We start from the raw sequence: 20,706 nt of genomic DNA, 5'->3' as shown, positions 1-20,706 counted from the left end.
AAGGGTCCCGGCCGGGTTGGCAAGTGGCCATTCGTCTGCCCACGTCCAAACCTGGCAGTGGCCTTGTCACGGCTGGGGAGGCATGGGATGCTCGCCGCCCATTTTCAGGGAGATCACCCATGGCCAATACCATCCGCATTGCCGCCGCCTTATTGCTGGACTCGCAAGGTCGCACGCTGCTGGTGCGCAAGCGCGGCACTCAGGCATTCATGCAGCCGGGCGGCAAGATCGATGCCGGAGAAACCCCGGTTCAAGCGTTGGCCCGTGAGCTGCACGAGGAACTGGGCCTGCAGATCGACCCCGCCAAGGCCGTGCGCCTTGGTCAGTTCAGCGCTCCGGCAGCCAATGAGCCAGGGTTCGAGGTGCAGGCCGAGTTGTTCCGGGTGGACTGCGCGGCATCGGTAATGCCGGCGGCTGAAATCGACGAGATCACTTGGTTGGCCGCTGACCAGACGCCAGAAATGCCCCTGGCGCCCCTGACCCGTGACCTGATCCTGCCGCTGTACCGCCAGTTGCTCAGCGCACCGCGCTGACCCCGTCGAGGGTGGCGAACGAAGTGTCTTTGGCCGTCAGCAGAAAATCGCGCATATAGGGTGCATCTAGCATGTCGGTGCGCACGGCTGCGTAGAGTGTCGCGAACAGGCCTTTTTCGCCCAGGCGCTTGCCCTTGACGTAACCGCGCGAGCTGTATTCGTGCAAGGCCCAATGGGGCATGCCGCACACGCCTCGGCCGCTGGCCACCAACTGCATCATCATGACCGTAAGCTCCGAGGTGCGTACGGCCGCAGGCTCGATGTCGGCTGGCTCCAGGAAGCGGGTGAAGATGTCCAGACGGTCACGCTCCACCGGATAGGTGATCAGGGTCTGGTCCGCCAGGTCCTGGGGCACCATGTAGGGTTTGCTGGCCAACGGATGCTGGTTGGCCACCGCCAGCATGGCTTCGTAGGTGAACAGGGGAACGTAGGTAATGCCGGCCAGGTCCAGGGGATCGGAGGTCACCACCAGGTCCAGGTCACCACGGGCCAAGGCGGGCAGGGGCGCGAACGCAAAGCCTGAGGCCAGGTCCAGTTCCACTTCAGGCCAGGCATCACGGAACTGATCGATGGTGGGCATCAGCCACTGGAAGCAACTGTGGCATTCGATGGCCATGTGCAAGCGACCGGCAGTGCCGCCGGCCAGTCTGGCGATATCCCGCTCGGCGCCACGCAGCAAGGGGAGCGTGGCGTCGGCCAGTTGCAGCAGGCGCAGCCCTGCGCTGGTGAAGCGAATGGGCTTGCTCTTGCGCACGAACAACGTCAGGCCCAGGCGCTCTTCCAGTTCCTTGAACTGGTGGGACAAGGCCGACTGGGTCAGGTGCAGCCGCTCGGCCGCTTCGACCAGGCTGTCTGCTTCACGCAGGGCATGAAGGGTTTTCAGGTGGCGGATCTCCAGCACAGCTAACTCCGAGGGTAGGGCTGAGGGTAAACATCTTGGAGTTGAGTTTCCCTCATGTTACCGCCGCTGTCGACTGTGCCTTGCCTGTTGACTGGCGCATTGCAGCGCCTCGGTCCATCAACCTAGCCCGTATTTCTTGACCTTGTCGAACAACGTGGTCTTTGCCATGCCCAATTCCTGGCTGGCCTGGCTCAGGTTGCCCCCGGTGCGCTGCAAGGCGTCACTGAGCAGGTTGCGCTCGAAGGCCTCCACGGCCTCGGCAAAGCCCAGCCCTTGGCTGCTGGTGCCCGTGGGGCCTTTCTTGAACGCGGGCAGCCCTAGTGCATAGCGTTCGGCCACATTGCGCAGTTCGCGCACGTTGCCTGGCCAGTCATGGGCCATCAGCCGTGACAGCGTCTGGCTGTCCAGGGTGGGTGTCTCCCGGTCGAACCGCAGCGCCGATTGCTGCAGGAAGTGTTCGAACAGCTGCAGGATGTCTTCGCGGCGTTCGCGCAGTGGGGGCAGTTCGAGGGTCACCACGTTCAGGCGGTAATACAGGTCGCTGCGAAACTGCCCGCTCTGACCCAGGCTGTCGAGGTCGGCCTTGGTCGCCGCGATGAGCCGGCAATCCACTGGAATGCTCTGGTTCGAGCCGAGCCGTTCCAGGGTGCGCTCCTGGAGCACCCGCAACAGTTTGATCTGAAGGTTGATCGGCATGCTTTCCACTTCATCGAGAAACAGCGTGCCGCCGTTGGCGTGCTCGATCTTGCCGATACGCCGTTTGCCAGCACCGGTGAAGGCGTTGGCTTCATGGCCAAATATCTCGCTTTCGAACAGGTTCTCGGGCAGGCCACCGCAATTCAATGCCACGAAGGGCTGGACCTGGCGACGGCTGAAGTCATGCAGGCAGCGGGCCACCAGTTCCTTGCCGGTGCCTGTCTCACCCTCGATCAGCACATTGGCGGAGGTATCGGCCACGTTGGCGATCAGTTCGCGTAGGTGCTGCATGGCGGGCGAACGACCGATGATGCGCCCCTCCAGGCTGCTCTGCCCGGCAAGCTGGCGGCGCAGCGCCGAGACTTCACGGGACAGGCCGCGTTGCTCGAGCGCACGGCGCACCACATCGACCAGCCGCTCGGGAGAGAAGGGCTTTTCCATGAAGTCATACGCGCCGTTGCGCATGGCGCCGACGGCCATGTCGATATCACCGTGCCCGGTGATCAATACCACCGGCAGGCTGCGGTCGCGCGCCTTGAGACGGTTGAGCAGTTCCAGGCCGTCGATACCCGGCAAGCGAATGTCGCTGACCACGATGCCGGCAAAGTCATCGCCAATGCGCTCGAGCGCCTGTTCGGCACTGCCTACGCCTTCGCAACCGATGTCCTCCAGCGCCAGTGCCTGCTGGCACCCAAGAAGGACATGGGGGTCGTCTTCGACGATCAGAACGGTAAGGGGCGCTTGGGTCATGGAGAGTCTGCCGATTCGCTGGGGGTGGAGGCCAAGGGCAGGATCAGCACGAAAGCTGTACCGCCGCTGGCAGGGTGCTCGACACTGAGGCTGCCCTTGGCGGCCGCAGCAAGGCTAGCCGAGAGGGTCAGGCCCAGGCCAAGGCCATTGTCGCCCGGCTTGGTGGTGAAGAACGGTTCGAAAAGATGCTTGCGTGCCTCTGGATCGATGCCATGGCCGTTGTCGCGCACCTGCAAGCGGTATTTATCCCCCTGCAGTTCGCCTTCGAGCCACAAGGCCGGTTGGGGCTGGACAGCCATGGCATCCAGGGCGTTGCCGATGAGGTTGACCAGGATCTGCTCCAGCCGGGTCTGGTCGATGGCCAACTGCAGGTCCTGGTAATGGCGGTGCACCTGCAGGTGGCTGCTGTTGATCCGTTCTGCCAGCACCTGCAGGCTGGCTTCGACCGCCTTGGCCACCGCGGCCTGGCCGCTGTCGTCACTGCGTCGGGCGAATGAACGCAGGCTGGCGGTGATGCGGCCCATGCGGTCGACCAGGCCATTGATGGTACGCAGATTGGTACTGGCGGTCTCCAGTGCGCCGCGTTCGATGAACCGAACGGTGTTGCCCGACAAGGTACGCAGCGCCGCCAAGGGTTGATTGAGTTCGTGGGCGATACTGGTGGACATCTGTCCGATGGCTGCCAGCTTGCCAGCCTGAACCAGTTCGTCTTGCGCCTGGCGTAGGGTCTGCTCGGCATGACGGCGCTCGCGTATCTGCCCCTTGAGCCGTTCGTTGCTGGCCCGCAGGTCGGCCGTACGCTCGGCGATGCGGCGCTCGAGCTGGCTATTGGCTTGCTCCAGCGCCTCGCGGGCTGCCAGGCGGGTAGCGATGACTTTGCGTCGCTCGTTCCAGGCGATGCCCAGAATGGTCAGCAAGGCAAACGCCACACCGACCAGGATGCCCTGCACCATGGATTCGCGACGCAGATCCTGAAGCGGCGTGAGCAGCGTAAAGTGCCAGGGTGTATCGACCAGACGACGTGTCTGGGCCAGGTAGGCCACCTCATCGGGGTTGCCCTGGGCCGTTTCGCTGTTGGCCGGGAAGGTCAGCTTTTCTACCCCGTCGGCCAGGGTCTCGCGCCCCAGCGGTTGCAGCTCATTGAGCGGCCACCAGTAGTATTGCAGGCTGCGCGCCAGGCGCTCCTTGGTTTGCGGGGTCAGTGGACGCACCGATTTGAGGCGTCGAGCCGGATCGCTGGAAAGAATGATGATCCCGTTCTCGTCGCTGACGAACGCTTCCAGGCGGGCCCGCTGCCAACGTTCCTCCAGGGTATCGAGACGCACCTTGATCACGGCAACGCCGATGATTTTGCCGTGCTCCTCAAGCCCGTGGGCCAAGTAGTAGCCAGCTTCGCCCGTGGTGCTGCCGATGCCGTAGAAGCGCCCGGGTTCGCCACGCACGGCGGTCTGGAAATACGCGCGAAACGACAGGTCCTCGCCCAGGAACGAGTCGGTATCGCGCCAGTTGCTGGTGGCCTGCACCCGCCCTTGGGTATCGAGCACGAAGATCGCGCGGCTGCGGCTGCGCCGGTTGAGGCCTTCGAGGTATTCGTTGACGGTTTGCCGTGAGCCACCATCAGGGTCTGTCAGCAGGTGCGACACGCTGTCTTCGAGTTCCAGCAGGCTGGGAAGGTAGGTGTACTTGCTGATTTCGCTCTCGACCGTACGCGCATGCAATTCCAACTGGCGCTCGCCATTTTCACTGAGCACGCGTATGCCGTTGCTCTCGCTGATCAGGAACCCGGCCATGCCCAGCCCGATCATCAGCAAGATGATCAGCGGAGGTAACAGCAGTTGGCGGACAAGGCGGGCTTTCACGGCAGGCTTGGCAGGTAACAGGAGCGAGGGGTCGCATTTCATCACAGTGACCTCGTCACGGCCAGCGCCCGCTGCCCGGAAGGGCGGCGGGGCCGAGCGGCTCGATGAGGCAGGATCAGTGCTGAAGGATCTTGCTCAGGAAGTGCTGGGTGCGTTCGTGACGGCCTTCGGGGTTGCCGAAGAAGTCTTCCTTCTGGCAATCCTCGATGATGTGCCCCTTGTCCATGAAAATCACGCGGTTGGCCACTTTGCGGGCAAAGCCCATTTCGTGGGTCACGCACATCATGGTCATGCCTTCGTGGGCAAGCTCGACCATCACGTCCAGCACTTCGTTGACCATCTCCGGGTCCAGGGCCGACGTGGGCTCGTCGAACAGCATGACGATCGGGTCCATGGACAATGCCCGCGCGATGGCGACCCGTTGCTGCTGGCCGCCGGACAACTGCCCGGGGTGCTTTTTGGCATGGGCACTCAAGCCGACGCGGTCGAGCAGGGCCAGGCCCTTCTTGGTGGCTTCGGCTTCACTGCGGCCCAATACCTTGCGCTGGGCAATGGTCAGGTTTTCGGTGATGGTCAGGTGGGGGAACAGCTCGAAATGCTGGAAGACCATGCCCACGCGCGAGCGCAGTTTGGGCAGGTTGGTCTTGGAATCGGCGATCGAAGTGCCGTCGACCACGATGTCACCTTTCTGGAAAGGCTCCAGCGCGTTCACGCATTTGATCAGGGTGGACTTGCCCGACCCCGAAGGCCCGCACACCACCACCACCTCACCTTTCTTGACCTCGGTGCTGCAGTCGGTCAGCACCTGGAAGTCCCCGTACCACTTGTTGACGTTCTTGATGGAAATCATACGGTGATCCTTTTTTGCAGGCGCTTGACCAGCCACGAAGCGGAGAAGCTGATAATGAAGTACACGACGCCGGCGAAGATCAGGAACTCATGGGAGCGCCCGATGATGTCGCCGTTGGAGCGTGCCGAGTTGAGGAAGTCGACCAGGCCTACCGTGTAGACCAGGGACGTGTCCTGGAACAGGATGATGCTTTGCTGCAGCAGCAAGGGCGTCATCTTGCGGAAGGCCTGGGGCAGGATGATCAGGCGCATGGTCTGGCCATAAGTCATGCCCAATGCCTGGGCCGCGCCCATCTGGCCCTTGGAGATCGATTGCACACCGGCACGCACGATTTCGCAGAAATAGGCCGCCTCGAACATCATGAAGGCGACCACGCAGGAGGTGAAGGCCCCCACCGGCGTGTCCTGCCCGGTGATCCAGCGCAGCACGAACGGCACCGCCAGGTAGAACCAGGTGATCACCAGCAACAAGGGGATCGAGCGGAAATAGTTGACGTAGGCGCCGGCCAACCTGGACAGCAGTTTATTCGACGACAGGCGCATCAGCGCCAGCAGGGTGCCCAGCACGATGCCGCCGATGACGCCCATCACCATCAGTTGCAGGGTCATGGCCATGCCATCCCAAAGGGCGGGCAGGGCGGGGATGATTTCGCTGAAATCCAGGTCCATTTACTTGCCCCCTACAGAGATCAGGCCAGGTACCGCCACTTTCTTTTCGACGACGCGCATGAGCAGCATCAGGCCCATGTTGAGGGTGAAGTAGATCAACGTGGCCAAGGTGAACGCTTCAAACAGGTTGGCCGAGAACTCGGCGGTCTGCTTGGTTTGCGCCAGCAGTTCCATCAGGCCGATCAACGAAGCCACCGAGGAGTTCTTGAACACGTTCAAGAATTCGGAGGTGAGTGGCGGGATGATGATGCGGAAAGCCTGTGGTAGCAGCACATTGGTGTAGATCTGCGACAGGCTGAAGCCCATCGCCCGCGCTGCCGATTCCTGGCCACGTGGCAGGGCCTGGATGCCGGTGCGAACCTGCTCGCACACCCGTGCGGCGGTGAACAGGCCCAGGCACACGACCACACTGATCAAGGCCGACGTGGTCGGGTTCAAGTCCTGCTTGAACCATTCCTGCAGCCCCTCTGGCAGCAGGTCCGGCACCAGGAAGTACCAGATGAACAGCTGCACCAGCAAAGGCACGTTGCGGAACAGCTCGACGTAAGCGGTGGCGATACCGGAAACGAGCCGGTTAGGCACGGTACGCATCACGCCCAGGATCGATCCCAGCAGCAAGGCGATGATCCAGGCGGAAATGGCGATGGCGATGGTCCACCCCAGGCCGGTGATGTACCAGTCCAGATAGGTTTCGCTGCCCACGCCAGTGGACTTGAAGAATACGCCCCAGTCCCAGTTGTAATTCATCGGGATTTCCCCTCAGACGATTGTTTCACGGGCACCTTCCAGCTTCCGAGGGCAAACTGCCCTCGGATGAAAGGTTAGACACTAACGGGGAGCCTGCCGGTTTAATTCGCGCCTTGCAGCGCGGCAGGCTCCAGGCTGGGGGTCAGGATTTCTTCTCGTCTGCCGCCTTGTCGGTCGGCTCGGCGATCAGCTTCTTGAGCTCGTCGCTCATCGGGAATTGCAGGTTCAGGCCTTTTGGCGGGATTGGCTGCTGGAACCACTTGTCGTAGCTCTTGTTGACTTCACCGGACTTGAAGTAGCCAACGATCGCATCATCCACGGCCTTCTTGAAGGGCTCATCACCCTTGCGCACCATGCAACCGTAGATTTCATAGGATTGCGGCGTACCGGTGATGACCCAGTCCGACGGCTTGCGAGCCTTGGCCATTTCGCCAGCCAGCAGCGCGTCATCCATCATGAAGGCCACGGCGCGGCCGCTCTCGAGCATGTTGAAGGCTTCACCGTGGTCCTTGGCGGAGATCACGTTCATCTTCATCTGCTTGTCGGCGTTCATGGCCTTGAGAATGCGCTCGGAGGTCGTGCCTGCGGTAGTCACTACGTTCTTGCCAGCCAGGTCTGCGAAGTCCTTGTAGGCCGGCTGACCGTCTTTGACCTTGGTCAGCAGACGGGTGCCAACCTCGAAGATACCCACCGAGAAGCTGACTTGCTGCTGACGCTCGACGTTGTTGGTGGTGGAGCCGCACTCCAGGTCGACGGTGCCGTTCTGCACCAGCGGGATGCGGGTCTGGGAAGTGACCAGGTTATAGCGGACCTTGATGTCGGTACCCAGTTGCTTCTTCAGGGCCTCGACGACGGCCAGCTGGATGTCGTGGGAATAGCCTACAGGCTCTGGCTTGCCGGCCAGGTAGGAAAACGGGATGGAGGAGTCGCGGTGGCCCAAGGTGATGGTGCCTGAATCCTTGATCTTCTTCAGGGTGCCGGTGAGTTCTTCGGCCATGGCCGGCGAAGCGATTACAGCAGCCGCGATGGCGGCGCCCAGCAATTGACGAACGATACGCATCAAATTTTCCTCGACGTGTTTGTTTTTTTTATGGAGCCGTTGGCGGACTCTTTCGTTCAACGGATACGGCAGCTGTTGCATCCGGTTGATGGATATGAGCAGAAGTCGTGCCAAGGTCCGTGAAGCATGTTAGCCCCGCTGAAAGCGAGGGCGTTAGCCTTGTTCGACTAATTCGAGTTTTTCAACAGAGTCGGAAATTCGAATGACCTTCAATTTCATGTTCGGTTATCCGAATGAGTGTTCATGCTTGTGTACCCAGCCATATGTAACACCTGCCCATGACAGCCCGATGTTCTGCTACGCCATTTTCCAGACCAGAGGAAGATTTGTGGCAGATAACGCACTACCTCACCTTTCCGTTGATGCATGTGTGGCGAAGGCGTTGCCGGCTTGGCTGACCAGCGCTGATCCGGACCTGCTGAGCACATTCCACCGGGCGCTCGATCTTGAACAGTTGTCGAGCGAGGCGGTCAGGGCGCGTTTGAAAACGTTGCCTGGGCTAGAGACCTTTGCCCGCCCATTACTTCAGGAGGCGCTGCGAGCCAGGGGCTTGGGTGAGGTGAATGTAGACACCGCCCAGGTGGTGCTGCATGACAAAGTTGCGATACCCAGTGCCGCGCCTCGACTGCAGACACCTATGAGAGCGCTTTACAGCAAAGAGTCGCTGCTGGTGGCCGCGCTGCACAACTTTCATGAAAGCGAGACCTTTCCCGGCCTGCACCGGCGCGCTCACTTGCAAGAGGCAAACGGCACTGTATTGCCGCTCTCCTTCGAAGCGTTTGCTCGGCTCTGCCGGCAGCTGGACCTGGGCGGGCAGTACCAGCAGCAGCTGCGTACGTGCTTGTTCCCCAAGGCGCGCCCCCCAGCACCCGCCGATTTTGGGCAGCGTGCGGTAGAACAGATTTTCGAGGAGCGTCTACGTGCGGCACTCGATGTTGCAGTCAGGATGGCCAGGCTCAAAGGGCAGTTGACCGAGCAAGATTACCTGGCACTTCTGCCACTGATAGCCCAGAAGCCGACCGTACCGGCCGTGACTCAGGGGTTCCAGCCGTTCGAGCTATTTGTCCTAGGCAAGCCCGTTCAGCGTTGCCTGGTCATTGAGCTTCGCGCAGCGGCCAATGGGCCCATGCACGGCTTGATAAGCTGGTTTTCCGATGACCCGGCCGAGCCCATCGGGCGGCATGCGGACTGGGCTGGATTTTACGAGCACCTCGGCAAGCGGCTGCGTGAGCGTCAATATAGACGGTATTTCGTCAGCTTGATCGCCCAGCGCGAGCAGCCTGCGTTCCTGGCCCAGTTGGCGCAATTGAACAAATCCTCTGGTGGATCTACACCGCTCGCCATCGATGGTCGCCATTTCGCAATAAAAGGCTCTGTCTTTGCCTGCCTGCGTAAACGCTTGCTCAATACAATGATCGACGATGCCCGGGTGCTGGCCGTCCCTACGGGCGATTTGACTCAACTTGAGCGGCACGAGCGCATCGACGCCTTGAAAGGGGCAGGGCTCGATGCGCTCACCCTGGCCGCGCAGTTCGTTCCCGGCTTGGGCGAAGTTTTGTTCGTAGCGGCAGCCGTAGACGTCGCGCGCGAAGTCTACGACGGTTACGAGGCTTGGCAGATAGGCGACAGGCAGCAAGCGCTGGCCCATGTGTTCAATGTGGCGCAGGTCGTGGCCACGGGCGCAGTGCTTGGGGCTGCGCAGTCTACGATCGGCGGCGCGCTAGAGCGCATCGGTTTGGTCGACGGCCTCACGCCGGTGAGGGTGGCCAACAGGGGGTTGCGTCTGAAAAAGATGCCGGCGTCGGCCCACAGCCTGGAGCATCCGGGTGAATTGATGCGCAGTTTTGGCGCCGATCTTGAGCAGGTATCCAACCTGGATGCCGACGTGCTGATGCAGGTCACGGGTCTGTCGCCTGAACACTTGCGCAGCTTGCGTTTACACGAGGAGCCGGCGCCAGCACGGCTCAGGGAAGCGCAGGCACGGCACCTGCTGCATAGCCAAGGGCCGACCTCCGAGCTGTTGGTCGAGCAAGCGCTGGCACTTTCAGTGGGCGAGCCAGGCGTTGGCGTGGATACGCTCACTCGCGACTTCACCGGCCTGTCAGTGCCACTGGCGCAAGAAATCGTGGAGTGCGCCACCACCGAACAATTGGCGACGCTGATGAGCGGCAAGGTACCCCTGCCGCTTGCTGAGCGAGCGCGTTGGGCTTTGCGTGAAAGCCGCATTGATCGCGCGTTGTTGGGGCTCGAGCATGAGCATGCCGCCAACCTGGACACACTGCGCCTGGCCCTGGCGCTGATCGATGAAACATCGCCATGGCCCGTGTCAACACGTATCGAGGTGCGTTTGGGGGAGGCTCAGGGCCAGCTAGTGGTCTTCCACGGCCCGGCTGATGCACAGCGCACCGAGGTGATCGTGCAGACCATCGGGGGATATCAGTTGCAAGCACATCCTATCCAGGCCCGGGACCAAGGGCTGCTGGCATGCCTGCTGCAGACCCTGGATGAAACCCAGAAAACCGCTTTCGGCGGCCCATCGGTTACGACAGCCGAATTAGGGGCAGATCTGCTGCATAGGGCGGCTGCCGACCGTGGGAAGACGGCCCAGTCGCTGGGGATGACGGCGCTGGGTGGTCGCTTCAATCCGCCTCGCCGACTCCAGGATGGCCGTGTCGGTTATCCCCTCAGCGGGCGGGGCGAGAGCAGTCGGCAAGCACTGCGTCGGGGCATACGCCGCATTTACCCGACACTGACCGATGACCAGATGGACGCTTATCTGGCGCAATTGATCGAGCGCGACGTGAACCTTTGGGACCACCTGAGCGATCTCGAAGGGCGACTGGAACGTCTGCGTCAGTCCCTCGCCTCCTGGGAGCGCCAGGGCAATGGCTTCATTGATCGGCGCCGCCGACGCAGGGTGGCCACCCACATTCGTCGCGCTTGGCGACGCAAGACGGTCGCGTCCGAGAATGATGAGTATGTGCTGCGTCTAGAGGGCGAGCAGGTAGGCACGCTACCTGACCTGCCTGGTGACATCGATTTCAATCACGTGCGGCAACTGGCCTTGCGCAACCTGGCGCTTACCTATGTCAGCGATGCCTTTCTCAGACGCTTCCCGCACTTGCAGGTGCTCGATTTGCGCGGCAACCAGTTGACGCAGCTGCCTACAGGACTCAGCGGTCTGGGGCAGTTGCGCACACTGCGCCTTGATGACAATCGGATCGTACTGCAACCCGACAGTGACACGGTGCTGACCGGGCTGACCCACCTTGAACACATCAGCTTGAGCGGTAATCCGATCGGCCGCGTACCGAACCTGTCTGCCCTGCGTCATCTGCGTGCGATTTCACTGCGCAACACGGGCCTGTTGAACCCCCCGCAGCCCCATCAAGTGCTGTGGCGCGGCCTGATGGACATCCGTGAAAACCAGATTCGTGAGGTCAACGAGCACCTGCGCGCGCTTGGAGACCGCATCCAGCAACTGTCCCTGCACGACAATCCGTTGGACGAAGCCAGTCAGCAAGCACTCGCCACTGCAAACGAGGGCTCACGCGCCCCACGCCACCATGCCCGAGTGTCCGTTGACAACGAACTGCGAGACAGCTGGATTGGGCCGGCCAAGCCAGAGATACGCCATCGGTATGAACGCATCTGGAGCGCCTTGCTCGACGATGAGGGGTCGGCCGATCTGTTCCGGTTCCTCGCCGACTTTGCCGAGTCTGACGATTTTGACGAACGGCCGCAGTACTACCGCGCACGTATATGGCACATCCTGGAGTTGTGTGCTGAAAGTACGGATGTCCGCGAATCGGTCTACTTGCAGACCCAAGGTCCGCAAACCTGCGATGACCGTCTGTTGCTGCTGCTCAGTCAACTGGAGGTGAGGGCGCATATCGCCATGCATACGGCTGGGACGAGTGCCGGGCAGACTGAGCGCGAACTCTTGCGACTTGGCCGTTCGCTGTACCGCCTGGACCAGGTGGACAGTATTGCCGCTCGGCACATCGAGCAAATGCGACGCGATCCCTATGCGATGGTGGATGACATCGAAGTGTACCTGGCTTATCGGGTCAATCTGGCGAGTCGCTTGGGGTTGCCGGCTCAGCCGAGCTACATGAACTACCCGGAATTCAGCGACGTCATCAGTCGGCAGGTCAGGCTGGCCGGAGACCGGGTACTGGCGGGTGAAAGTCTGGATGTGCTGGCAGCAGCGCTGGCGCAACGCGAGTTCTGGCAGTCGTTTGTGCGCAGCTATTATCGCGAACGTTTCGAGGCGCTGGCGGCACCGTTTCACGAACGGCTCGAGGCCGCCGAGCGCACCGCCGGCGAGCACGGGGAGCAGGTCTATCTACAGCAAGCTGCTGCCTTGAAGGCTGAACTCGATGCCCAGGAGCAGGCGCTTTACCATGAGCTCGCCATTGAGGCCTACAACCGCCTGTGAGCATGGGCTGACAGGCGGCGCACCTGGGTCAGGCGGCGTGGCTGCGCTGCGTTGCCTTTTTCAGGTACTGGGCGAGGGTGTTCTGTTCCGCCTCCGTGGTAAACAGCCCAAGCTTGGTACGACGCCACAGGATATCTTCAAGGCAGGTTGCCCACTCATGCTCGCACAGGTAATCCACCTCGCGGGCAAAGAGCCCCGCACCAATGGCCTGACCCAGGTCCTGCGGGCCTTCGACGCCTGCCAACAGTGTCCAGACGCGGCTGCCATAGGTGCGTGCCCAGCGCTGGGCAATGGCCGGGGCGAGCCAGGTATGCCGAGCAAGCAAGGCTTCTTCAAGTGCCTGGGGCGTGGTCATGTCCTCGCCGCCCGGCAGGGTTGCTTCGGCCGTCCAACTGCCGCCCATCTGGCTGAAGAATGGCTTGAGTTCGGCCATGGCCGATTCGGCCAGCTTGCGGTAAGTGGTGAGCTTGCCACCGAAGACCGAGAGCAGGGGGGCTTCACCGTGGGCGGCGGACAGTGCCAAGGTGTAGTCACGGGTAACGGCCGACGGGTTGTCCGACTCGTCATTGCACAGGGGGCGAACGCCTGCATAGGTGCTGAAGATGTCACTGCGCTGCAGCTGGTGATTGAAGTGGGCGTTGACCACCTTCAGCAGATAGTCGGTTTCCTGATCGGTGATCGCTACCTTGGCGGGGTCGCCTGTGTATTCACGGTCAGTGGTGCCGATCAGCGTAAAACGATCAAGATACGGGATGCAGAAAACGATGCGCTGGTCTTCGTTCTGCAAAATGTAAGCGTGCTCGCCTTCATACAGCCGGGGGACGATCAGGTGACTCCCCTGAATCAGGCGAATGCCGTAAGGAGCGTCCAGTTTCAGGTCGTTCTTGATGAACTGCGCAACCCATGGGCCGGCGGCGTTCACCAGCCCTTTGGCCCGCACCATCCGGGTGCTGCCGTCGGCGTGCTGCACATCCACTTCCCAGATGGCGCCGACACGCCTGGCGCCCAGGCACAGTGTCTGGGTGTGAATATGCGCGCCATGTTCACGGGCGGCCATGGCGTTGAGGACCACCAGGCGAGCGTCGTCAACCCAGCAGTCGGCATATTCGAAACCGCGGGTGATGGCCGGCTTGAGCGCGGAGCCCGCGCCAAATCGCAGGCTGCGCGAGGCGCCCAGGCGCTTGCGCTTGCCCAGGTGGTCGTACAGGAACAGGCCAGCACGGATCATCCAGGCAGGGCGCAGATGGGGGCGGTGGGGCAGCACGAAGCGCATGGGCTTAACAATGTGCGGTGCCTTGGCCAACAGGACTTCGCGTTCGGCCAGGGCCTCACGTACCAGACGAAACTCGTAATGCTCAAGGTAGCGCAGACCACCGTGAATCAGCTTGCTGCTGGCTGATGAGGTGTGCCGGGCCAGGTCGTCCTTTTCACACAGAAAGACTTTCAGGCCGCGGCCGGCAGCGTCGGCGGCGATGCCCACACCGTTGATGCCACCGCCTATCACCACCAGGTCATAGCAATCGGCGACGGGAGCGCTGGTCGAATCGGGCTGGGACACAGGGAAGGCCTCCTGGAGCAATTTGTATCGAAAGTGAACATTTATGTTCGTTTCCGAAAATACTAGCGCAAGAGGACGCGACTCGCCAGTCCGTATTCATAGAAAATACTGATCAGGTGACAAGCAAATGAACATTAACGAAAAAAGCCAGTGCGGCGCGGGCTTGTGCCGCGCCCACAGTTGCAGTGCCGGTCTAGACAACCTAAACCACTTCGACACGCACCTTGTGTTCATTGAGCAGTTGGACCAGGGCAGGGGTTGGGGTCTGATCGGTCACCAGGCAGTCGACCAGGCTGATGGCGCCCAGGCGCACCATGGCATTGCGCCCGAACTTGCTGGAGTCCGCTGCCAGGATCACCTGCCGAGCATTGGCAATGATCGCCTGGGATACGCGCACTTCCTGATAGTCGAAATCCAGCAGGCTCCCGTCTTCATCGATGCCGCTGATACCGACCAGGGCGTAATCGACCTTGAACTGATTGATGAAGTCGACACTGGCCTGGCCTACGACGCCGCCGTCACGGCGCACGGTACCGCCCGCCACCAGGACCTCGAAGTCATCCTTGGCCGCCAGGATGGAGGCGACGTGCAGGTTGTTGGTGATGACCTTCAGTTGGCTGTGGTTGAGCAAGGCACGCGCGATGGATTCGGTGGTGGTGCCGATATTGATGAACAGTGAGGCATGATCGGGCACCTGCCGAGCGACAGCCTCGGCGATGCGCTGCTTTTCATCACGCATCTGGTCGGCGCGCATGGCATACGCCGTGTTCTCGACGCTTGAATCGTAGGCTGCGCCCCCGTGGTAACGGCGCAACAGGTCGAGCTCTGCCAGTTGATTGATGTCGCGGCGGATCGTTTGCGGGGTAACGACGAACAGCTGCGCCATTTCCTCGATACTGACGTAGCCGCGGTCGCGGACCAGTTCGAGGATTTGTTGTTGGCGTGGAGGCAAATTCATGGACGTCCTTCGGAGCAGCCTGACAAATGCTGCAATGATGCCGTAGGACGGGGATGACGACCAGCGTGGCGTCCGAAGGGTGGATCCGGCGCAGGCCATGGAGCGGACTGCGCCGTTGCCTACGGTGATCAGGCGTCGTGTTCTTCCCAATCGCGGGTGCGATCGACGGCTTTTTTCCAGCCACCGTACAACTTCTCTTTCTGCGCTTCATCCAGTTGCGGGCTGAACTCCCGCTCGATGATCGCCTTGTTGCGCAATTCGTCCAGGCTGCTCCAGAAACCGCAAGCCAGGCCCGCCAGGTAGGCTGCACCCAGCGCCGTGGTCTCGCGCATCTTGGGGCGCTCGACGCACGTGCCGAGGATATCGGCCTGGAACTGCATCAGGAAGTTGTTGGCCACCGCGCCGCCGTCAACCCGCAGTTCGGACAGGCGTTGGCCGCAGTCCTGCTGCATTGCATCGAGCACGTCGCGGGTCTGGTAGGCGATGGACTCCAGTGCTGCGCGGATGATGTGATCCACCTTGACGCCGCGGGTCAGGCCAAACAGCGCGCCGCGGGCATAAGGGTCCCAGTAGGGGGCGCCAAGGCCGGTAAAGGCAGGCACCAGGTAGACGCCATTGCTGTCCTTGACCTTGCTGGCGAAGTACTCGGTATCCAACGCGTCATTGACGATCTTCAGTTCATCGCGCAGCCACTGGACCGTCGAGCCGCCGTTGAACACGGCCCCCTCCAGGGCATAGGCCACTTCACCGCGCGGGCCACAGGCGATGGTGGTCAACAGGCCATGGGAGGAAGTGACGGCCTTGTCGCCCGTGTTCATCAGCAGGAAACAACCAGTGCCATAGGTGTTCTTCGCCTGCCCCGGTTCCACGCACATCTGCCCGAACAGGGCCGATTGCTGGTCCCCGGCGATGCCGGCGATGGCGATGCCACTTTTGGTATGCCCATAGACCTCGGAAGAGGAGCGCACCTCTGGCAGCATTTGCGCAGGGATGCCCAGGATGTCGAGCAGCTTTTCATCCCACTGCAGCGTGTGGATGTTGAACATGAGGGTTCGCGAGGCGTTGGTGTAGTCGGTGACATGCACCTTGCCGCCGGAAAACTTCCAGATCAGCCAGGTATCGACGGTGCCGAACAGCAGCTCGCCACGCTCGGCGCGTTCCCGGGCGCCGTCGACATTGTCCAGGATCCACTTGAGCTTGGTACCGGAAAAGTACGGGTCGGTGACCAGACCCGTGGTTTCACGAATGTAGTCCTCAAAGCCGTCGCGCTTGAGCTGGGCGCAGATTTCGGTGCTGCGCCGGCATTGCCAGACGATGGCGTTGTATACCGGGCGGCCGGTTTCCTTGTCCCAGACGACGGTCGTTTCGCGCTGGTTGGTGATGCCCAGGGCCGCGACCTGGGCATGGCTGATGCCAGCTTGGGCCAGTGCTTCGACCATGGTCGCACTCTGGGTGGCGAAGATTTCCATGGGGTCGTGCTCGACCCAACCTGCCTGCGGATAATGCTGGACGAACTCACGCTGGGAGGTGCCGACCACATTGGCGTCGCGGTCGAAGATGATCGCACGCGAACTGGTGGTGCCCTGGTCCAGGGCGATGATGTACTGCTTGTCCTGAGTGTCTGTCATGGTGTTGGCCTTGCAAAATAGGGGTCGTGGCGGGTCTGTCTGCCGTGCTCAGTTGACTTGCGTATCGCCTTGGCGACCATCGCTTGCCGCAGGCGTGGACGTTGGAGCTGCGGGCAAATTGCGGGCAATCAAGCCACGATAGGTGGCAGCACCCAGGCAGGCGCCGATGATAGGGCCGAATATCGGCACCAGGAAGTAAGGCACATCTCGGCCGCCGGTAAAGGCGATTTCGCCCCAGCCTGCCAGGAACGTCATGATTTTCGGGCCCAGGTCGCGTGCCGGGTTCATGGCAAAGCCGGTCAAGGGCCCCATGGCACTGCCAATCACCGCGATCAGCAGGCCGATCAGCAGCGGCGCCATCGGGCCGCGGGGTAGGCCGTTGTTATCGTCGGTCAGGGCCATGATGACGGCCATGAGGATCGCCGTGATCACCACCTCCACCAGCAGCGCTTGCGCCGTAGACAAGGAAGGATGGGGATAGGTCGAGAAAACCGCTGCCAGGTCCAGGCTGGATTCACTACCGCGCAGCATGGCGTGCGCTTGTTCGAAATCGAAGAACAGGCTGCTATAGAGGGTGTAGACCAGCGCCGCGCCGCAGAAGGCACCACACACTTGGGCAAGCATGTAGAAAGGCAGCTTGCGCCGCTCGAAGCCGGCGAACAGGGTCAGCGCGATGCTGACGGCAGGGTTCAGGTGTGCACCGGAGATCCCGGCGGTGAGGTAGATGCTCATGCTGACTCCCACCCCCCAAATGATGCTGATTTCCCAGAGTCCGAAGCTTGCGCCTGCGACTTTGAGCGCGGCGACGCAGCCGGTACCGAAGAAGATCAGCAGCGCAGTACCGAGGAATTCGGCCAGGCACTGACTGGACAGCGTGGGTTGGCCTTGGGCAATTGTCATGTATGACCTCGTTGTTTTTGTTGTGAGTCGCGCGGGGCTCGACAGCAAGGCCCGGACCTTCCGGATGGTCCTGGGCGGATATGAGGTGCACCGTGAAGGTGCACCCCCGGCATTCAGAAACGAAAAAATATAGACAAGAAACGCTGATGTCAAAGGTCGAAAGTGAACGGTCAGTCACGTTTTGGGCAACGGCCACCAGCGTGATGCCCCATCGTAGAGCGGGGCGCACGGGCTTCTTGGCTGGAATGTGGGAATTGACCTAAAGTAGCTGCCGATCTGTCTTACACCGGAACTTCGTATGACGCCCGCTCTGGACCTGCTGAAAAAGCATCACGCGCACTATCACGTTCACAGCTACGAGCATGACCCCAAGACAGCGTCCTATGGACTGGAAGCTGCAGATAAGCTCGGCCTGGACCCGCAGCAGGTATTCAAGACGCTGCTGGCTTGTAGCGAGAAAGGGGAGTTGCTGGTAGCGGTGGTGCCTGTGGTGGGTACCCTTGATCTCAAGGCCTTGGCGCATGCGGCGGGGGTGAAAAAGTGCGAGATGGCCGACCCTGTCAAGGCGCAGCGGGCAACAGGCTATCTGGTAGGTGGGATCAGCCCGCTAGGGCAAAAGAAACGTCTGCGCACCTTCATCGACGAGGCGGCGCAGCGTTTTGCGACTATCCATGTGAGCGCTGGGCGACGTGGGCTGGAGGTGGAACTGGCGGCAACGACCCTGGCCGAGCATACCCAGGCCACCTTTGCCAGTATTGGCAGAACGTGATGCCCATTCATCCTTGCTACCTGCTCGGGTTGAGCCGGTAGCGGGCCCGCTCAAGACGTAGCCCGGGCCTGGCGTCAGTTCGGCCCACTGTGGCGACGAACGCCTGTTGCCTGCTGCACCGTCTGGGTTGCAATGCTGCCTGGCACCGGAAACACCACCAAGTGATCGGCTTTTACTGCGATGCCCACCTCTTCTCCTGGCTGACGATCCACATGGCTGGTGAAGATCGCTTCGAGCTGGCTGCCGGTGGGGAGTTGCAGGCGGTACAAGGTCGAGGCGCCGAGAAAACTCTTGCCCACGATCACTGCGCGCAACGGGCTGTCGGGGGCATGCACGATGTCATCCGGACGTAGCAACACATCCACCGAGCTGCCGGCAGCCATGCGATAGGCGCGGTTGCCTCGCAGCTCGCCCAGCTCGGTGCTGACGGCTTCCACACTGGTCATCTGGCCACGGATAAAATAGCCCTGGCCGATGAAACTGGCCACGAAAGGTGTCTGCGGTTCATGGTACAGGTTGTAGGGTGTATCCCACTGCTCAAGCCGGCCTTCCTTGAACACCCCAACCTGATCGCTGACCGCGAAGGCTTCTTCCTGATCATGGGTGACCAGGATGGCGCTGGTACCGCGCTGCTTGAGGATATCCCGCACCTCGTGGCTGAGCCTGCGACGAAGCTCCACGTCAAGGTTGGAAAATGGCTCGTCCAGAAGCAGCAATTGCGGCTCTGGCGCCAACGCCCGTGCCAGTGCCACCCGCTGCTGCTGGCCGCCGGACAGCTCGTGAGGGTAACGGCCACCAAGCCCACCCAGCTTGACCAGGTCCAGCATCTCGTCGATGACCGCCGCCTGGCGCGGGTGCTTGGCGATGCCGAAGGCGATGTTCTGCGCCACCGTCAGATGGGGGAACAGGGCATAGTCCTGAAACACCATGCCGATGCGGCGCTTCTCCGGCGCCAGGGTGAAACCGGCCTTGGAAATGACGTTGCCGGCCAGTTGGATTTCGCCTTCGTGCACCGGCTCGAAACCTGCGATGGCTCGCAAGGTCGTGGTCTTGCCGCAGCCGGACGAGCCCAGCAGGCAGCCAATGTCGCCTGCATTCAGATGCAGGTTCAGGTTCTGGACGATGCGCTGGTCGCCATAGCCGCAGGCAAGGTTGCGCAGGTTGAGCAGTAGAGGTTGACTCATGCGTGGTGGTAAGCCGGTTCGACAAGAAATTCCAGGAGTGCCTTTTGTGCATGCAGACGGTTCTCAGCTTGATCCCAGGCGACCGAACGGGGGTCATCGAGCAGATCATGGCTGATTTCCTCGCCACGGTGGGCGGGCAGACAATGCATGAACAAGACGTCGGGTGCTGCCAGGTCGAGCATGTCGCGGGTGACCTGGTACGGCGCGAAATGCGCCAGGCGACGAGCAGTTTCCTCCTCCTGGCCCATGGAAGTCCAGACGTCGGTGGTCACCAAGTGAGCACCTTTTACCGCTTCACGGGGATCGCGCACGATCTGCACGTGCTCAGCGCCGATGGCCAGGAACCGTGGGTCGGGCTCATATCCCTCGGGGCAGGCGATGCGCAGCTGGAAACCGAATTGCCGGGCCGCTTCGATGTACGAGTTGCACATGTTGAAGCCGTCGCCGATCCACGCGACGGTCTTGCCCTCGATTGCCCCACGGTGCTCGAGGAACGTCTGCATGTCGGCCAGAAGCTGACAGGGGTGCGACTCGTCCGACAGGGCGTTGATCACCGGTACGCGGGACTTGGCGGCAAAGTCAGTCAGGGTGCTGTGGGCGTGGGTCCGTATCATCACCACGTCGAGCATGCTCGACAGGACGATGGCGCTGTCGCCGATCGGCTCGCCCCGGCCCAGTTGGGTATCGCGCGGGGACAGGAAAATGGCCTGGCCGCCAAGCTGAATCATCCCGGCTTCGAACGACACGCGGGTGCGGGTCGACGATTTTTCGAAGATCATGCCCAGCACACGGCTCTTCAGCGGCTCGAACAGCACGCCCCGCTTGCGCAGGTCCTTCAGCTCGATGCCGCGGCGGATCACCCCGAGCAATTCGTCGGTGGTGAAGTCCAGCAGGGAGAGAAAGTGCCTAGCGCTCATGATTGACTACCTTATCTGCAACAGTATGCAGGCCGACCGTGCGGTTTTTTTTGACAACGGCGGTGACCTGCGGCGTAAGCCGCACGGGGCGGACGAATAGGGAAAGGCGCAATACTATAATTAAATGTCGCCTGAAACCAAGGGGTGAAACCGCTTGGCACCCCCGGCGATGTTGCAAGGGGTTTCGCAGGGCACTGTATCGCTGTGTTTTATTTGCTACGGCTGTTTGTACACGGCTTGAGGGCACATTGGCAAACGGGCAGGGCCTGCTGTATGAGTGATAAAGA

16 protein-coding genes are annotated in these 20,706 nt (G+C 61.5%); 3 read left to right on the top strand and 13 right to left on the bottom strand.

Features of this window, described 5'->3' with window-relative positions; all coding sequences use genetic code 11:
* Window positions 1-119: 119 nt before the first annotated feature.
* Entirely contained in the window at window positions 120-533 is a 414-nt protein-coding gene (locus ACF8R3_RS18305; protein ID WP_196185211.1) for an NUDIX domain-containing protein, read from the top strand.
* On the opposite strand, the gene metR is transcribed toward ACF8R3_RS18305, so the two are convergent.
* The 7 genes from metR to ACF8R3_RS18270 form a co-directional block, all read right to left on the bottom strand.
* Window positions 517-1,434: a transcriptional regulator MetR gene (metR, locus tag ACF8R3_RS18300; protein WP_023535218.1), complete on the bottom strand. Its 918-nt coding sequence runs from the start codon at window positions 1,432-1,434 to the stop codon at window positions 517-519. The genes ACF8R3_RS18305 and metR overlap by 17 nt on opposite strands.
* Window positions 1,435-1,551: 117 nt before the next feature.
* Window positions 1,552-2,880, bottom strand: a complete 1,329-nt coding sequence (locus tag ACF8R3_RS18295; protein WP_392515984.1) for a sigma-54-dependent transcriptional regulator — start codon at window positions 2,878-2,880, stop codon at window positions 1,552-1,554.
* Entirely contained in the window at window positions 2,877-4,781 is a 1,905-nt protein-coding gene (locus ACF8R3_RS18290; protein ID WP_058639300.1) for an ATP-binding protein, read from the bottom strand. Before ACF8R3_RS18290 ends, ACF8R3_RS18295 begins: the two co-directional genes overlap by 4 nt.
* Window positions 4,782-4,854: 73 nt before the next feature.
* Window positions 4,855-5,589 carry an amino acid ABC transporter ATP-binding protein gene (locus ACF8R3_RS18285; protein WP_058605188.1) on the bottom strand — a complete coding sequence of 245 codons (735 nt, stop codon included), beginning with the start codon at window positions 5,587-5,589 and terminating at the stop codon, window positions 4,855-4,857.
* Window positions 5,586-6,257, bottom strand: a complete 672-nt coding sequence (locus ACF8R3_RS18280; RefSeq protein WP_023535230.1) for an amino acid ABC transporter permease — start codon at window positions 6,255-6,257, stop codon at window positions 5,586-5,588. The genes ACF8R3_RS18285 and ACF8R3_RS18280 overlap by 4 nt, the downstream gene beginning before the upstream one ends.
* Window positions 6,258-7,004 carry an amino acid ABC transporter permease gene (locus ACF8R3_RS18275; protein ID WP_058605186.1) on the bottom strand — a complete coding sequence of 249 codons (747 nt, stop codon included), beginning with the start codon at window positions 7,002-7,004 and terminating at the stop codon, window positions 6,258-6,260.
* Window positions 7,005-7,146: 142 nt separating this feature from the next.
* Window positions 7,147-8,064, bottom strand: a complete 918-nt coding sequence (locus ACF8R3_RS18270; protein WP_058639693.1) for a glutamate/aspartate ABC transporter substrate-binding protein — start codon at window positions 8,062-8,064, stop codon at window positions 7,147-7,149.
* Window positions 8,065-8,353: 289 nt separating this feature from the next.
* On the opposite strand from ACF8R3_RS18270, the gene ACF8R3_RS18265 reads away from it, so the two are divergent.
* The gene (locus tag ACF8R3_RS18265) at window positions 8,354-12,505 is read left to right on the top strand and encodes an NEL-type E3 ubiquitin ligase domain-containing protein (protein WP_392515983.1); all 4,152 of its coding nucleotides are present in this window, start codon (window positions 8,354-8,356) and stop codon (window positions 12,503-12,505) included.
* Window positions 12,506-12,533: 28 nt separating this feature from the next.
* Here the strand turns inward: ACF8R3_RS18265 and glpD are convergent, their stop codons facing one another.
* The 4 genes from glpD to ACF8R3_RS18245 form a co-directional block, all read right to left on the bottom strand.
* The gene (gene glpD, locus ACF8R3_RS18260; RefSeq protein ID WP_058639695.1) at window positions 12,534-14,063 is read right to left on the bottom strand and encodes a glycerol-3-phosphate dehydrogenase; all 1,530 of its coding nucleotides are present in this window, start codon (window positions 14,061-14,063) and stop codon (window positions 12,534-12,536) included.
* Window positions 14,064-14,265: 202 nt separating this feature from the next.
* Window positions 14,266-15,021 (bottom strand): DeoR/GlpR family transcriptional regulator, encoded by a 756-nt coding sequence (locus ACF8R3_RS18255; RefSeq protein WP_058639696.1) that lies wholly within the window; start codon window positions 15,019-15,021, stop codon window positions 14,266-14,268.
* Window positions 15,022-15,149: 128 nt separating this feature from the next.
* Window positions 15,150-16,649, bottom strand: coding sequence for a glycerol kinase GlpK (glpK, locus tag ACF8R3_RS18250; RefSeq protein ID WP_058639697.1), 1,500 nt, complete (start codon window positions 16,647-16,649; stop codon window positions 15,150-15,152).
* 48 nt (window positions 16,650-16,697) lie between these two features.
* Window positions 16,698-17,549 (bottom strand): MIP/aquaporin family protein, encoded by an 852-nt coding sequence (locus ACF8R3_RS18245; RefSeq protein WP_058639698.1) that lies wholly within the window; start codon window positions 17,547-17,549, stop codon window positions 16,698-16,700.
* A 298-nt stretch (window positions 17,550-17,847) separates the two neighbouring features.
* On the opposite strand from ACF8R3_RS18245, the gene ybaK reads away from it, so the two are divergent.
* Window positions 17,848-18,318, top strand: a complete 471-nt coding sequence (gene ybaK, locus ACF8R3_RS18240; RefSeq protein WP_058605180.1) for a Cys-tRNA(Pro) deacylase — start codon at window positions 17,848-17,850, stop codon at window positions 18,316-18,318.
* Between the two features lie 74 nt (window positions 18,319-18,392).
* Here the strand turns inward: ybaK and ACF8R3_RS18235 are convergent, their stop codons facing one another.
* Both ACF8R3_RS18235 and argF read right to left on the bottom strand, forming a co-directional pair.
* Window positions 18,393-19,502, bottom strand: a complete 1,110-nt coding sequence (locus ACF8R3_RS18235; protein WP_058605179.1) for an ABC transporter ATP-binding protein — start codon at window positions 19,500-19,502, stop codon at window positions 18,393-18,395.
* On the bottom strand, window positions 19,499-20,419 hold the full coding sequence (gene argF / locus ACF8R3_RS18230; RefSeq protein WP_058605178.1) for an ornithine carbamoyltransferase: 921 nt from the start codon (window positions 20,417-20,419) through the stop codon (window positions 19,499-19,501). Before argF ends, ACF8R3_RS18235 begins: the two co-directional genes overlap by 4 nt.
* Window positions 20,420-20,706 lie beyond the last annotated feature (287 nt).

This window comes from Pseudomonas sp. FYR_7 (assembly GCF_043106155.1).
Taxonomy (GTDB): domain Bacteria; phylum Pseudomonadota; class Gammaproteobacteria; order Pseudomonadales; family Pseudomonadaceae; genus Aquipseudomonas; species Aquipseudomonas parafulva_B.
Note: the sequence above shows the minus strand (reverse complement) of the source record. Positions and strands in the feature narration are given on the sequence as shown.